The sequence below is a fragment of the Nonomuraea sp. NPDC050643 genome (assembly GCF_040654715.1).
In the GTDB taxonomy this organism is placed as follows: Bacteria; Actinomycetota; Actinomycetes; order Streptosporangiales; family Streptosporangiaceae; genus Nonomuraea.
Genome location: NZ_JBFAIM010000009.1, coordinates 135,561 through 148,843 on the forward strand (window position 1 = coordinate 135,561; position 13,283 = coordinate 148,843).

General features: G+C 72.1%; 13 protein-coding genes. 5 read left to right on the plus strand and 8 right to left on the minus strand.

Annotation, left to right across the window (positions count from 1 at the left end; translation table 11 throughout):
- Nucleotides 1-3: 3 nt before the first annotated feature.
- Genes AB0I15_RS14245 through AB0I15_RS14255 form a run of 3 tightly spaced genes read right to left on the minus strand, consistent with a single transcriptional unit; the run spans nucleotide 4 to nucleotide 4,299 of the window.
- Nucleotides 4-1,587, minus strand: coding sequence for an ABC transporter substrate-binding protein (locus tag AB0I15_RS14245; RefSeq protein ID WP_358094640.1), 1,584 nt, complete (start codon nucleotides 1,585-1,587; stop codon nucleotides 4-6).
- A 10-nt stretch (nucleotides 1,588-1,597) separates the two neighbouring features.
- Nucleotides 1,598-3,181, minus strand: coding sequence for a hydantoinase/oxoprolinase family protein (locus tag AB0I15_RS14250; RefSeq protein ID WP_358094642.1), 1,584 nt, complete (start codon nucleotides 3,179-3,181; stop codon nucleotides 1,598-1,600).
- Nucleotides 3,178-4,299: a DUF917 domain-containing protein gene (locus tag AB0I15_RS14255; RefSeq protein ID WP_358094644.1), complete on the minus strand. Its 1,122-nt coding sequence runs from the start codon at nucleotides 4,297-4,299 to the stop codon at nucleotides 3,178-3,180. Before AB0I15_RS14255 ends, AB0I15_RS14250 begins: the two co-directional genes overlap by 4 nt.
- Nucleotides 4,300-4,372: 73 nt before the next feature.
- Here AB0I15_RS14255 and AB0I15_RS14260 point away from each other — a divergent pair, with 73 nt between their 5' ends.
- Nucleotides 4,373-5,860, plus strand: a complete 1,488-nt coding sequence (locus AB0I15_RS14260) for a helix-turn-helix domain-containing protein (RefSeq protein WP_358094646.1) — start codon at nucleotides 4,373-4,375, stop codon at nucleotides 5,858-5,860.
- Nucleotides 5,861-5,885: 25 nt separating this feature from the next.
- Here the strand turns inward: AB0I15_RS14260 and AB0I15_RS14265 are convergent, their stop codons facing one another.
- Entirely contained in the window at nucleotides 5,886-6,503 is a 618-nt protein-coding gene (locus AB0I15_RS14265; RefSeq protein WP_358094648.1) for a helix-turn-helix domain-containing protein, read from the minus strand.
- A gap of 123 nt (nucleotides 6,504-6,626) precedes the next feature.
- Here AB0I15_RS14265 and AB0I15_RS14270 point away from each other — a divergent pair, with 123 nt between their 5' ends.
- The 3 genes from AB0I15_RS14270 to AB0I15_RS14280 all read left to right on the plus strand — a co-directional run bounded on the left by AB0I15_RS14270 (nucleotide 6,627) and on the right by AB0I15_RS14280 (nucleotide 9,009).
- Nucleotides 6,627-7,262 (plus strand): NAD(P)H-dependent oxidoreductase, encoded by a 636-nt coding sequence (locus AB0I15_RS14270; RefSeq protein WP_358094650.1) that lies wholly within the window; start codon nucleotides 6,627-6,629, stop codon nucleotides 7,260-7,262.
- Between the two features lie 110 nt (nucleotides 7,263-7,372).
- The gene (locus tag AB0I15_RS14275) at nucleotides 7,373-8,713 is read left to right on the plus strand and encodes an FAD-binding oxidoreductase (protein ID WP_358094652.1); all 1,341 of its coding nucleotides are present in this window, start codon (nucleotides 7,373-7,375) and stop codon (nucleotides 8,711-8,713) included.
- Complete coding sequence (locus AB0I15_RS14280) at nucleotides 8,710-9,009, plus strand: helix-hairpin-helix domain-containing protein (protein WP_358094653.1); 300 nt, start codon at nucleotides 8,710-8,712, stop codon at nucleotides 9,007-9,009. Before AB0I15_RS14275 ends, AB0I15_RS14280 begins: the two co-directional genes overlap by 4 nt.
- Before the next feature lie 217 nt (nucleotides 9,010-9,226).
- Here the strand turns inward: AB0I15_RS14280 and AB0I15_RS14285 are convergent, their stop codons facing one another.
- Entirely contained in the window at nucleotides 9,227-9,850 is a 624-nt protein-coding gene (locus AB0I15_RS14285; protein WP_358094655.1) for a DUF3618 domain-containing protein, read from the minus strand.
- Between the two features lie 185 nt (nucleotides 9,851-10,035).
- Nucleotides 10,036-11,058, minus strand: coding sequence for a zinc-dependent alcohol dehydrogenase family protein (locus AB0I15_RS14290; protein ID WP_358094657.1), 1,023 nt, complete (start codon nucleotides 11,056-11,058; stop codon nucleotides 10,036-10,038).
- A gap of 126 nt (nucleotides 11,059-11,184) precedes the next feature.
- On the opposite strand from AB0I15_RS14290, the gene AB0I15_RS14295 reads away from it, so the two are divergent.
- Nucleotides 11,185-12,075, plus strand: a complete 891-nt coding sequence (locus AB0I15_RS14295) for a helix-turn-helix transcriptional regulator (RefSeq protein ID WP_358094659.1) — start codon at nucleotides 11,185-11,187, stop codon at nucleotides 12,073-12,075.
- A 134-nt stretch (nucleotides 12,076-12,209) separates the two neighbouring features.
- Here AB0I15_RS14295 and AB0I15_RS14300 read toward each other — a convergent pair whose 3' ends face one another.
- Together AB0I15_RS14300 and AB0I15_RS14305 are read right to left on the minus strand one after the other, a co-directional pair.
- Nucleotides 12,210-12,560 (minus strand): metalloregulator ArsR/SmtB family transcription factor, encoded by a 351-nt coding sequence (locus AB0I15_RS14300; protein ID WP_358094661.1) that lies wholly within the window; start codon nucleotides 12,558-12,560, stop codon nucleotides 12,210-12,212.
- Nucleotides 12,560-13,006 (minus strand): SRPBCC domain-containing protein, encoded by a 447-nt coding sequence (locus AB0I15_RS14305; protein ID WP_358094662.1) that lies wholly within the window; start codon nucleotides 13,004-13,006, stop codon nucleotides 12,560-12,562. The genes AB0I15_RS14300 and AB0I15_RS14305 overlap by 1 nt, the downstream gene beginning before the upstream one ends.
- Between the last annotated feature and the right edge of the window lie 277 nt (nucleotides 13,007-13,283).

Below are 13,283 nucleotides of genomic sequence, written 5' to 3' on the forward strand. Positions count from 1 at the left end.
GTCTCACCCCAGCATCCGGATGGTGGTGGGCGCGACGAAGTTCGGCTGCTGCAGCTCCGCCCCGGACAGGAACGTCAGCAGTTCGTTGTCGGCGAGGGGGAACACGTCCGTGCGCTCGACCAGCTTCGCCTCGGCCTGCTGCCACAGGTCGCACGTCTGGTCGGCGGAGGCGCTGGAAGCCTGCTTCACCAGGGCGTCGTAGTCGGGGTTGTCGACGAACATGAAGTTGTTGCCCCCCTTGTCCGGCGTCGCGCCGGCGAAGAAGCCGCTCACCGTCACCGGGCCGCCCGGGGCGATCTGCACGAAGCCGGTGTCCCAGTCGAACGTCTGGAAGAGCTGCTCCGACCACGCGTTGGCGTCGTTGGCCGACAGCTCGGTCGTGATCCCGAGCTTGTCCCACGTCTGCTGGACCAGCTCAGCGGCGGAGGCGTGGGTCGCCGTGGCGGCGTCGTAGATGAACTTGACGGTCAGCGGCCTGCCGTCCTTGGCACGTTTCCCGTCGGCGCCGAGCTTCCATCCGGCCTGGTCGAGCAGGGACGCCGCCTTGGCCGGGTCGGTGGCGGGAAGCGTCCACTTCGGGCCGCCCTCGACGCACAGGAGCGGGTTCTTCACGACGAGGGACTTGGACTCGATCGCGGACCCGTCGCTCACCACGTTGCCGATCTCCTTGCGGTCGAGCGCCGTGACGAGGGCCTGGCGCACGAGCGGGTCGGAGGTCGGGCGTTCGGCACGTTCGTTGAACAGCATCTCCCCGACCGGGTTGCGCACGCCGACCGTCTTGAGCCGGGCCGCGCTGAGCCGCGCGCGGTCGGTTCCGGTGATCACCGCCGCGTTGATCTCGCCGGAGATCAGCAGGTTGGCCGCGGTGGCCTCGTCGGTGACGACACGGATCTCGAGGGCGTCCGGCAGCCCCGGCGTCTCGCTCGTGACGCCGTCGGGTCCCCAGGTGTACCCCTTCCGCCTGGTGTAGGTGTAGGTGGAGCCGGGGGTGGAGGCGGTCAGGGCGTACAGGCCGGTGCCGTCGGTGGTGGTCTTCAGGCCGTCGGGCTTCTTGAGGCCGGCCTGGCACACCATCTCGACCGTGCCCGTGTTGGCCAGCAGGAACGGGTCGTTGGTGCTGCTCGTGACGGTGAGCGTATTGCCCTCGGCCTTGGCGGTGAGCCCTTTGTGGATCTGGGTGCCGTAGTAGAAGGTCGCGTGGTCGGGGTCGGCGTGGTAGTTGATGTTCTCCGCCGCGGTCTGCGCCGTGAACGGGCTTCCGTCGGCGCAGGTGATGCCGTCGCGCAGGGTGTAGGTGATCTCCTTGTCGCCGGCCTTCCACTCCCCGGCCAACCAGGGCACGAACGTGCCGTCGGGGGTGGAGAACACGAGCGACTCGTAGGCGTAGCCGACCATCTCCCGCGCTGCGAGGGAGACGCCGGTCATCGGGACGAGGTGGCCGGGGTCGGCGGAGATCGCCTTGACGAAGGTGCCTCCGGAGACCGGCTGCCGGGCCAGCTCGCCGCCGCTCGGTGAGGTTCCGCACGCTGTGAGACCGGTCGCGGCCAAGACGACGGCAGCCATCGTCCTGAGGTGGTTGGTGTTCATGGGCGCTCTTTCATTTCGCGGGCCGGGGGGTGTGTCCGATCTGAGCCAGTGGTCCCGCCGCCTTGACGGCCACCTTGAGGGTGGGCTGCGCGGTGTAGGACACCGGTGTCTCCAGCACGTCGACGATCTCGACGCGGGCGGGGTCCGCGCCCGCCTGGATGGCCTTCTCGATCGCCGCGCGGCTCGTCTCCTCGATGGCGGCGGCGCGGTCCGCGAGGTCGCACAGCCGGTCCGCCCGGCCGCCCGCCAGCGCGATCGCCGCGCCGACCGCGTTCGCGACCGCGCCGAGCTCGGGCCGGACGACCTCGCTGGCGCCGAGGACCTGGTCGGGGACGAGGAAGCCGCCGCCGCCGACCACGACGAGGGGCAGCCCCGTGCGGCCGAGCGACATGCGCTCGACGGCCGACTCGATCCTGTCGTGGGCGACGGCCAGCGCGCCCTCGAGCGCCGCGAGCAGGGAGCGGTCCAACGGTGGGAGCCCCCGCCCGGCCAGGACGGTGGAACCCGTGGCCGCCGCGTCGGTGAGGGTGGGGGTCGAGCCGCCGAACAGCAGCGCCTCCTGCGCGATGCGGTAGCCGACCGAGTCGTTGCTCGGCGCCCCGGCCGCCACGTCCACGATCGTGCCGCCGCCGATGCCCAGGCTCAGGATGTCCGGCATGCGGAAGTTCGTACGCACGCCGCCGACCTCCCGGGGCATCGTCGACTCCCGGGGGAAGCGGCCGACGAGCACTCCGAGGTCGCTCGTGGTGCCCCCGACGTCGATGACGATGGCGTCGCCGGCCCCGGAGAGCGCCGCGGCGCCGCGGATCGAGTTCGCGGGGCCCGAGCCGATCGTGAGCACGGGATAGCGGGCGGCGTACTCGACGGCCATGAACGTGCCGTCGTTCTGCGCGAAGAACGTCGCGGCGTCGAGTCCGTGCTCGGCGACCACGGTCGTCAGCGCGGTCGTGATGTCGCGCGCGACGCCGTACAGGGCGGCGTTGAGCACGGTCGCGTTCTCGCGCTCCAGCAGGCCCAGCTCCCCGATCTCGTTGCTGAGCGAGATCGGCACGTCGATGCCCACGTGCTCCTGGACGAGCGCCTCCACCTCGAGCTCCTGCTCCGGGAAGGAGGGGCTGAAGATGCCGCACACCGCCACCGCGTCGAAGCGGCCCTCGAGCTTGTCGAGCGCGCGGCGGATGCCGTCCCGGTCGAGCTCGGCGATGGGGAATCCGTCCACGAGGTGCCCGCCGCCGGCCAGCACGGAGCCGACGAGGACGGTGTCGCGCAGGTCCGCGGGCCAGCCGGTGAGCGGAGGGTAGACGGTGGCGGCCGGCGCGCCGAGGCGGATCACGACGACGCGCCCGAGGTCGCGGCGGCGCACGATCGCGTTGGTGGCGTGCGTCGTGCCCAGCATCACGCGCGACACCGCGTCCCGGTCCGGGCCGAGGGCGTCGAGCACGGTGGCCAGGCTCGACCGGATGCCGCCGGTGACGTCCTGTGTGGTGGGGCTCTTGGTCCAGGCGATGACCTCGCCCGACGGGGAGATCACGACGGCGTCGGTGTTGGTGCCGCCGACGTCGATCCCGACGGACAGGTCGCGGTGGTCGTTCATCGGCGTCCTCCGTCGACGTCGGGGGCGAAGGGGGCGTAGTCGAGGTCGTATCCGAAGGCGCGCGGGCCCGTGAGCTCCAGGCCCCGCTCCGTCCGCCACAGGGGATCGCACGCCCAGGCCAAGACGCTGACCCGCTGGCCGAAGCGGAGCAGCTCGGTCGAGATGGCCTCGCCGGTTTCGGAGTCGACGATGGTGATGAGGTCGGGGACGCTCGCGACGACGACGCCGTCCTCGATGATCACCAGGTTCTCGTTCTGGATCTCCACCCGGATGAGGCGCCCGCGGTCGGGGCCGACGCCTTCGACCGTGACCGACCCCCGCGTGAATCCGCCCTCGGTGTTGCGATCGACGTCGATGATCTTGCCGGTGACGACGACCTCGGCGCCGAGCTCGTCCGACAGCGCCGCGATGGGGTCGGCCGCGGCGAGCAGGCGGCGGCCCACCTGGATCGCCCGGCTCACCGTCCCCTCGATGACCGCGCCGGGAGCGGTCTTGGCGGTGAGCACGTAGTGGGCGCCGAGCGAGATCCCCCCGCTGGCCACGGTCAGCGCGCGGGCGTGGCGTTCCAGCCAGGCGAGGTTGATCGTGCGCAGCAGGGAGACGTTCCCGACCGCGTCGCTCATGACGGCGAACTCGCTGGGGAGCCCGGCGACGTTCATCGAGATCATCGTGCCCTTGGGGAAGGCCCGTCCCATCCCGTCCGCGTCGAGGACCTTGAGGCCCAGCCGCGCCGCCCAGCCCACGGGCGCGACTCCGTTGCTGCCGCCGATCTCGGCCGCCATCACGGCCGTCATGGGCCGGCCGGTGAACCGCTCGACCTCGCGGACGATCGTGTCGGTCTGCCCCTCGGCGACCAGCATCTCGATGCCCACGGACGGCGCTCCGATGGCCGAGATCACGATCACGGCGTCCTCGTCGGTGAGGTCGTCCACCGATATGACGCTCACCGGGCCGTACTGGTCGATCGCCAGCTCCACGGCCAGTTGCTCGGTCTGCACGGCGCCTCCGCCACCGGTGCCGAATATGGCGGCGCCGGCCGCGAGCGCGGCGACGTCGGATCGGGCGATCGTGCGCACAGGCGCGTCCTCGCCCCGGGGATTCAGGTCCTGATCGGGCATGTCTTGAGGCTAGGGAGAGCGTTTCGGCACAACAATGTGCTGATGACCCAGAGAAACGCGCCAGACTGTGCTCATGAACCAGGTCAGCGTCGCGGGCATCGTCGCGCAGGGAGAGCGGCTGGGCCTCCGCTGCGTCGCGGGTGACCCCGAAGGCGTGGCGGTGTCCGGCGTGGAGATCGTCGCCAAGGACGAGCTGGGGGCGGCCTTTCCCGGGCGGCTCGTGATCGTGACCACGCCCCATGACGCGGTGCCGCGTCCCTACCAGGTCGACATCGCCATCCGGCGCGCCATCGCCGGGGAGTGCGCGGGGCTGGTGTTCATCGGCGACTTCCCGCTCGCCGAGACCTCCCGCGCGCTGGCCGACCGCGGTGGAATGCCGGTGCTGATGAGCACCGCGACGCCGTCCGAGCTCGCGGTGCTGATGGACCGGATGATCCGCGGCGGCGCCGAGGAGGTGCTGTCACGCGCCGAATTCGCGATCGCCCGTGCCACCGCGGCCGCCGCCACCGCGCCGGGCCGGCCGCTGGAGAGCATCCTCGAAGAGGTCGGCGCCGCCCTCGGCGTACGGCTCTCGCTCGTCCAGGACACCGGCGTGGCGTGGTCCGAGCCCGACGCGGTCTGCGTGGGCGAGGTGCCGATCGGACGGCTGACGGCCGACCGTGACGACGCGTCCGTCACCGTCGCCCTCCCGGCGATCGCCGCCATGCTCTCCCGGTGCCTCCAGCACGATCTGCAGGCGCGCTTCGGGCCCGTCCGCTCGCGGGCCGACCTCATCATCGAGCTCATCACCGCCGAGTCGTCGCGGCTCGACAGGCTCGCCGTCGAGGCGACCCGCGCGGGGCTGCCGGTGTCGCTCTCCCATGTGGTCGCCTGGCTGACCCCCACCCATCGCGGCGACGCGGGACGCCGCCCGCCCGCGGTGCTCGTCTCCTCCGTCGAACTGCACGCGCTCCAACTCGTCGAGAGCCGCGACGAGGTGTGGCACCTGACCATCTTCCACAACGACATCGTCATGGTCGCCTCCGAGGAGGCCGGAGCCCCCGACCACCAGCGGCGGCTGCGCGACGTGATGGAGTCCGTCATGGCCCACGCGCGTTCGGTGGCGGGCGACGAGTGGAGCTTCACCGCCGGGCTCGGCACCCCGCAGAGCGGCGCGGCCGGTCTGCGGCAGTCCGCGACGGAGGCGCGCGTCGCGGCCGAGGCGGCCGTGGCCGGCGGGCGGACGGGGCGCGTGGAGGTCACCGACGTCACAGGGCTGCGCCGGGTCCTGCTGGACTTCTACGCCTCCCCGCTGAGCCGGTCGCTGCTCGACGACATCCTGGCGCCGCTCAACGCGCTCGGGCCCGAGCGCGCGCTGATCGCCATGAAGACCCTGGTCGCCTATCTCGGCCACCGCAACTCGCTGGCGCGGGCGGGCGAGGAGCTGAACCTGCACCCCAACGCGGTCAACTACCGCGTCCGGCGCATCGAGCAGACCCTCGGGCTCGACCTCACCGAGCCGAACGCGCGGTTCGCGGTCGAGCTGGCCTGCCGGGTACGGCTCATCGCCGCGCAGCCCTGACAGGCGACCCGGGCGGAGCCGATGGTCACGGCCGGCAGACGCGCCGGATGAGCTCCTGCCAGCCGCGCGCGGTGCGCTCCTCGGTGCGGACGGCGTCCTCGATGAGCTCGGCCGCCGACAGGTAGAGCAGGAGGGGGGCCTCCAGGGCCGCGGTGAGCTGGATGGCCAGCACGTCGAGGTCGGCGACGTCGAGGGAGAGCTGCCTGAGCAGCATGCCGATGTGCATCCGGGACAGGACCATCTCCGTGCCGGCCGGCACGGGCTGGCGGCCGTCGACCGCGGCACGGACGATCTCGCGGTGTTCGATCAGGAACGCGGACCGGGCCTGCCCGTAGGCGATCAGGCGGTCGAGCGGCGGCGCGCCCGGGCCCAGCGGCGGCGGCCCGGACAGGATCCGCTCCTGGAAGACCCGCTCGTCGTCCTCGATCAGCGCCTGGAAGATCCCCGCCCGGGTGCCGAACCGGCGGTAGACCGTGCCCTTGCCCAGGCACGCGCGTTCGGCCAGCGCGTCCATGGTCAGTTTGTCGACGCCCTGCTCGGCGAGCATCTCGCGGGCCGTGGCCAGCAGTTGCCGCCGGTTGCGCACCGCGTCGGCACGCTCGGCGCGCGGCGCTCCCAGCAGGGGCAGGACGGGTCGATCCACAGCAGTCACCCTACAGCCGGAAATATAAACGGGGTAAAGTCCGGTTATGCTCACGTACAGCGCCATCGCCGACGGGCCACCCGGCTCGCCGGGGGCGCCATGTACCGATAGGGAGAGACACTGATGAGCCTGTTCCGCCTGGACGCCAGCATCCTGCCCGCCACCTCGGCCAGCGCCGAGCTCGCCGACCTGGTGCAGGCCGAATGGTCCGCCGCCCACCCCGGCGAGCCGGTCGTCCGCCGTCACCTGGGCACCGATCCACTGCCCGCCGAGGCCTGGACGCTCGTGACCACAGCCGGGTTCGCCCCCGAGGACCAGCGCACCCCGGCCCAGCGCGACGCCCTGACCCTGGCCGCCGGCCTGAAGGCGGAGCTGACCGACGCCGACGCCGTCCTGCTGGCCGTCCCGCTCTACAACTACGGCGTGTCCCAGCACTTCAAGACCTGGGTCGACCTGGTCATCGCCGCGGCCGGGCCGGCCTTCGAGGGCCTGCTGAAGGACAAGCCGACCGTGCTGGTCACCGTCCGCGGCGGCGGCTACGGACCCGGAACCCCGCGCGAGGGCTGGGACCACTCCACTCCCTACCTGCGGCGCGTCCTGGCCGACATGTGGCAGGCCGACCTCACCATCGTCGAACGCGAACTCACCCTGGCGGGCGTCAACCCCGCCCTCGACCACCTCAAGGACCTCGCCGCCCAGCGGCACGCCGAGGCCCGCGACGCCGCCCACCACACCGGCCGCACCCTGGCCGCCAAATAGGCGGTCGCGCCTCGCGGCGGCGTCGTCGTGGCCATGAGCGCTGGTCCGGCGGATCGAGCATGTCCGATTCGTACAAGCTTCCGCCGGACTGGCTGGATACGTTGAACAGCATGGTCATGAACATCGGTTCGCTGATCCGGCCAGGTCAGCCGGGATACGACGAGGGGCGGCTGGGACTCAACCGGGCGGTGGAGTCACGACCGGCGTACGTGGTCGAGGCGTCCGCCGACGAGGACGTGGTGGCCGCGGTACGGCTGGCCGCGGAACAACGGCTGCCCGTGGGAGTGCTGGCCACGGGCCACGGCTCGGCGGTCGCCGCCGATGACGCCGTCCTGGTCAACACGCGGCGGATGGACGGCGTCGAGGTCGACCCGGCCCGCGCCACGGCGTGGGTCGAGGCCGGGGCGCGCTGGCGGCAGGTGCTGGAGCGGGCCACGCCGCACGGGCTGGCCCCGCTGAACGGCTCAAGCCCCGACGTGGGCGCGGTCGGCTATCTGGTGGGCGGCGGCGCGGGGCTGCTGGGCCGCCGCTACGGCTTCGCCGCGGATCACGTACGGCGGCTGCGCCTGGTCACCGCCGACGGCCGTCTGCGTGAGGTGACGGCCGAGACCGACCCCGACCTGTTCTGGGCGGTACGCGGTGGCAAGGATAACTTCGGCCTGGTCGTGGGGATGGAAGTAGATCTGTTCCCCGTCCCGCGACTGTACGGGGGCGGGCTCTACTTCCCTGGCGAGGCCACCGCCGAGGTGCTGCACGCGTACGCCGATTGGAGCCGGCACGCGCCCGAAGAGATGGCCTCCTCCGTGCTCCTGGCGCGGACCCCCGACCTCCCCGAGGTGCCGGAGCCGCTGAGGGGGCGATTCGTCACCCACATCCGCATCGCCCACAGTGGCGACCCGGCGGACGGCGAACGCCTGGTGCGCCCGCTGCGCGACCTCGGCGGCGCCCTTCTGGACACGCTGCGGGACATGCCCTATGCCGAGGTAGGGACGATTCACCACGACCCCACCTCCGAACCGTACGTCGTCCATGACCGGAACCTGCTGCTGGGCGAGCTGACCGGCGACACCGTCGACACGATCGCCGCCCTGGCCGGACCCGGGGCGCCGTTCATCACCGAGTTGCGGCACTTCGGCGGCGCGTACGCCCGCCCGCCGCGGGTCCCCAACTGTGTCGGCGGGCGCGACGCGGCCTTCTCGCTCTTCACGGGCGCCCAGCCGCAGCCCGACACCTTACGGCGGCGCGATGACCTGCTGGCCCGGCTGCGCCCGTGGAACACCGGAGGAACCAACCTCAACTTCGCGGGCGTCGAGGACGCCGGCCCGGAACGCGTGCGCGCCGCCTACACCCCGGCCGACTTCGACCGGCTGACGGCCCTCAAGGCCCGCCACGACCCCGGCAACATGTTCCGGATCAACTTCAACATCCCGCCGAAGGAGTCAGCGACATGACCGCCACCGAAAAATCGGACCTCACCGACCTGGTCAACGTCGGCCGAGCCGTGGCCGGCCACTTCGCGGGCATCGGCATCACCAGGATCGCCCAGTTGGCGGACCGGGACCCGGTCGAGCTGTACGAGCTGATGTCGGCCGCCGCCGGCGAGCGGCTCGACCCGTGTCTCCTCGACACCGTCATGTCCGCCGTGGACCAGGCCGAAGGAAGACCCGCCCGCCCCTGGTGGCACTACACCCCTGAGCGCAAGCGCCTGCTGACCTCACCAGGGCAGGACCGGCGACCTGGCCGCTGAGCCGAAGCCGAAGAGGCCGCCCGCTGGGCCGGCGGCCCGGAGACCACCACGGCGCCGGCGCCCGGCCGATCGGCGGCGTCTCCGCCCTCGCTCATGACGGCACGATTCCGCGCCGGTCGTCACCCGGCCGGCATCCGGTCGTCCCGCGCACGACACGCTGAACGACGACCTCGACCGGCCCGCCAGGTAACAGCGGCGGCGGCCGGGCCATGACGGCTCAACCCGCTTCGGTGTGCCGGCGCGCCCGTCGTCGCCGCAAGCGGCCGAACAGCACCAGGACGATCGCCGCGGCCACCGCTCCCTGCACTCTGGGCGCGACGGCCGGTGACGCGGCCGCGTGGCGTGCCCTGGCGGTGAGGTCGCCGGTCCTGACCGTGGTGGCGAGGCCGGTGGCCTGGTGGCGCACCTGCGCGCCGCTCTGCCGGGCGGTGTGCACCGCTCGCTGCCAGGGACTCTGCCGGGCGTTCCGACGGCGCAGCCAGGCCGCGACGGCGACGGCGACGGCCGCGCCGGCGGCCGTGCCGGTGACCGCGGCGCCCCGGCGCATCGCCGGTGTGGTGTCGGAGGTGATCGCCCGGGCCTTGGCGGTGACGTCGCGGGTCATGATCCGGGCTTGCGCTCCGGCCCGCCGCGCCCTGGCGGCCAGGTTCGCCCTGACCTGCTGGGCCTGGTCCTTGGCGCGGGTCTTCACGTCGGCCTTGGTGGCCAGCGCCTCCACGGTGTCGGCCAGATGCTCGCGCGTCTGGACGATATCGGTACGCAGCTCCTCACGGGGATCGGTGTGCTCATCGTTACGAGGGGGCTCGGCCGTGGGCCGGTGCGATGGTCCGCTGATGGTCATCTTCGCGCACTCTCTCTGATCTCGATCCTGTCGCGCCTGGTGCCGTCGGGTGGCGGCGGCGGCGCGTGGGTGAGCTGTCTGCGACCTGCCCTCAATCACCTGCGATATGTGGCGGGCGCGATACCGCCCGCCCCGCTTCGCCACCCGTGCCGGGCGAAGCGGGGCGTGACAGGGCGTGGGCCGGTCTAGGGGCGCAGGAGCACCTTGATGGCGCGCCGCTCGTCCATGGCCGTGTACGCCTCGGCGGCCCGCTCGAGCGGCAGTTCGAGGTCGAACACCTTGCCGGGGTCGATCCGGCGGTCCCAGATCAGGTCGATGAGCTCCGGCAGGTACTGACGGACCGGGGCGGGGCCGCCGTGCAGGTGCACATGGGAGAAGAACAGCTCCTGGCCGGCGAGCTCGACGCCGTGGGCGACGCCCACGTAGCCGACATGCCCGCCGGGCCGCGTCGAACGGATGGCCTGCGTCATCGACTCCTGGGTGCCGACCGCCTCGATGACCGAGTGGGCGCCGAGTCCGCCGGTGAGGTCCTTGATCCGCGCCACGCCCTCGTCGCCGCGCTCGGTGACGATGTCGGTCGCGCCGAACTCGAGGGCGAGCTTCTGCCGCGGCTCGTGGCGGCTCATCGCGATGATCCGCTCGGCGCCGAACTGCCGGGCGGCCAGCACCGCCAGCAGCCCCACCGCGCCGTCGCCGACGACCGCGACCGTCTTGCCAGGCCCGGCCTGCGCCGCGGCGGCGCCGAACCAGCCGGTGCCCAGCACGTCGGAGGCGGCCAGGAGGCTCGGGACCAGGTCGTCGGAGGGGAGGTCCGGCGTGGCGACGAGCGTGCCGTCGGCGAGCGGGACGCGCAGCAGTTCGGCCTGGGCGCCGAGCGCGCCCACCGGCTCCCGGTGGACGCAGGAGGACTGGTAACCGGCCCGGCAGATCTCGCAGGTGTTGTCCGAGGCGAAGAAGGACCCGATCACGAACTGGCCGGGCCGGATCGTCCGCACCGCGCCGCCGACCTCCTCGACGATGCCCACGTACTCGTGGCCCATCGGGGACGGCCCCTCGACGGCCTCGACCCCGCGGTACGGCCACAGGTCCGACCCGCAGACGCAGGTCGCGGGCAGGCGGATGATCGCATCGGTCGGGGCGATGATCTTCGGGTCCGGGCGATCCTCCACCCGGACGTCACCGGGGGCGTGCATCACGGCACCGCGCATGATGGTTCTCCTTATGGGATACGAAAGGTCCAGGACACCTCACCGGCCGCTGACCAGGGAGTCCTTGATGAAAGGTGTACTGGCAGGGCATCCCACGACCAAGGCGGCGCGGCGTACGGTCGAAGGGTGAACAATCGCAAGGAGGCCCGCGAGTTCCTGGTCTCGCGGCGCGCCAAGATCACGCCGGAGCGGGCCGGGCTGCCCTCCGGCGGCAACCGCCGGGTCCCGGGGCTACGCCGCAGCGAGGTCGCCGCGCTGGCCGACGTGAGCATCGAGTACTACTCGAAGCTCGAGCGCGGCGCCCTGGCCGGAGTGTCGGCCGGCGTGCTCGACTCCATCGCCCGCGCGCTCCAGCTCGACGACGCCGAGCGGGCCCACCTGTTCAACCTGGCCCGCGCCGCCGAGGGGACCAGCGCGATCGTGCGGCCCCGGCGGCGTACGGCCAAGCGCTGGACCCCGCGCCGGAGCCTGCAGTGGACCCTCGACGCGATCACCGAAGGGCCCGCCTTCGTGAAGAACGCCCGGATGGACCTCCTGGCCGCCAACCGGCTCGCGCGGGCCTTCTACGCCGACGTCTACGCCGCTCCGGAGCGGCCGGCGAACCTGGCCCGGTTCACCTTCCTCGATCAGAACGCCCACCGGTTCTATCCGGACTGGGAGCTCTTCGCCGACACGTCCGTCGCCATCCTGCGTACCGAAGCGGGGCGCAACCCGTACGACAAGGAACTGCACGATCTGGTCGGCGAGCTGTCGACGCGCAGCGAGGAGTTCCGCAGGCGGTGGGGCGCGCACAACGTCCGCCATCACGGCACCGGCACGAAGACCTTCCACCACCGCGTCGTCGGCGACCTCACCCTCGCCTACGAGGGCCTGGAGATGACCGCCGAGCCCGGCCTCACCCTCACCATCTACACCGCCGAGCCCGGCTCGCCGTCGGAGGAGAGACTGCGCCTGCTCGCCTCCTGGGCGGCCTCCCTGGAGGCGGAGGTGTCCCCGCAGCCGCAGCCGGCCGACTGACGCGGGGAGCCGCCGCAGGTCACGTCCCTGAGTCGCGACTTCAACCCCCCGACGTCCTGGCGCGGCCGCCGGCCCGCGTCCATCCGCGCCTGGCTCACCGATAGCTGACGTGCGGCACGCCGCATCCTCCTTCGCTAGCGCGCGTCACGCTCCGCCGCCTCGGCGGCGTGCTTGATGTTCGCCAGGCGGCGATCCCACTCGGCGGCGAGCGCGGCCATCCATCGCGCCGTCGCGTCCAGGGCGGCCGGCCGCACCGCGTAGCGCACCTCGCGCCCGATCCGGCCGCCGGTGACCAGCCCGGCGGCGTTCAGGACGGCCAGGTGCTTGACGACCGCCTGACGTGTGACGGGCAGTTGCTCGGCCAGCGTCGTCGCGGTGGCCTCGCCCTGGGCGGCGAGCAGATCGAGCAACTGGCGCCGGGTCGGGTCGGCCAGCGCGACGAGGATGCTGTCGACCGCCTCGGCGGTGCCCCGGCCTTCGGCCATCACACCGACGGCTGTTCGGCGCGCTTCCTGAGCGCGTCGAGCTCCAGGGGCCAGCCGCCGGTGTTGTCCTTCACCGCCTGGCTGCGCTGCTCCTCGGACGCGGCCAGCGCGGCGAATCCGCTCTCGACGACGCGCAGCCGTGTCCGGGCGCCTTCCTGGGTCAGCGTGAACTCCACCAGCGTGGAGTTGCCCTCCTGGAGTTCCTGCCCCGGGAACGCGCTGGCCCAGCGGTAGGCCACGTAGGTGGGCGGCTCGACCTTCTCCACGCGCACCGGGAACTCGCCGTATTCGGCGTTCTTGGCCACGATCGACTCTCCTTCCCTGGCCACGGTGCCGGGCAGGCTCTCTTTGTCCGCCACCCAGAACCCGGGCTGGGTCACCAGCGACCAGACCCGCTCCAGGGACGCCGCGATCAGGGTTTCGCGCTCGATCCGATCCTCACTCATGAGGAGGCTCCTTCGCTTCCGTCGTTGGATGTGCAACCCCAGACTTGCACATCACCCACCCAGGCGCAACCCGAGAGTTGCGCATGGATCGACCGGCACCGACAGGCCACCCCACCCCCGTCAAATCGGCACATTCACCGAATACGCCTTCTCGCGCGACGGCCGGGCCATTATTCTCGACGCCTCCACATTATTGCCATAAATTCTCCATAAGCTCGCCACACAATCTTCCGACCTGCCCGAACATCCAACCAAATCGCCCTTGAAATATAGCTTC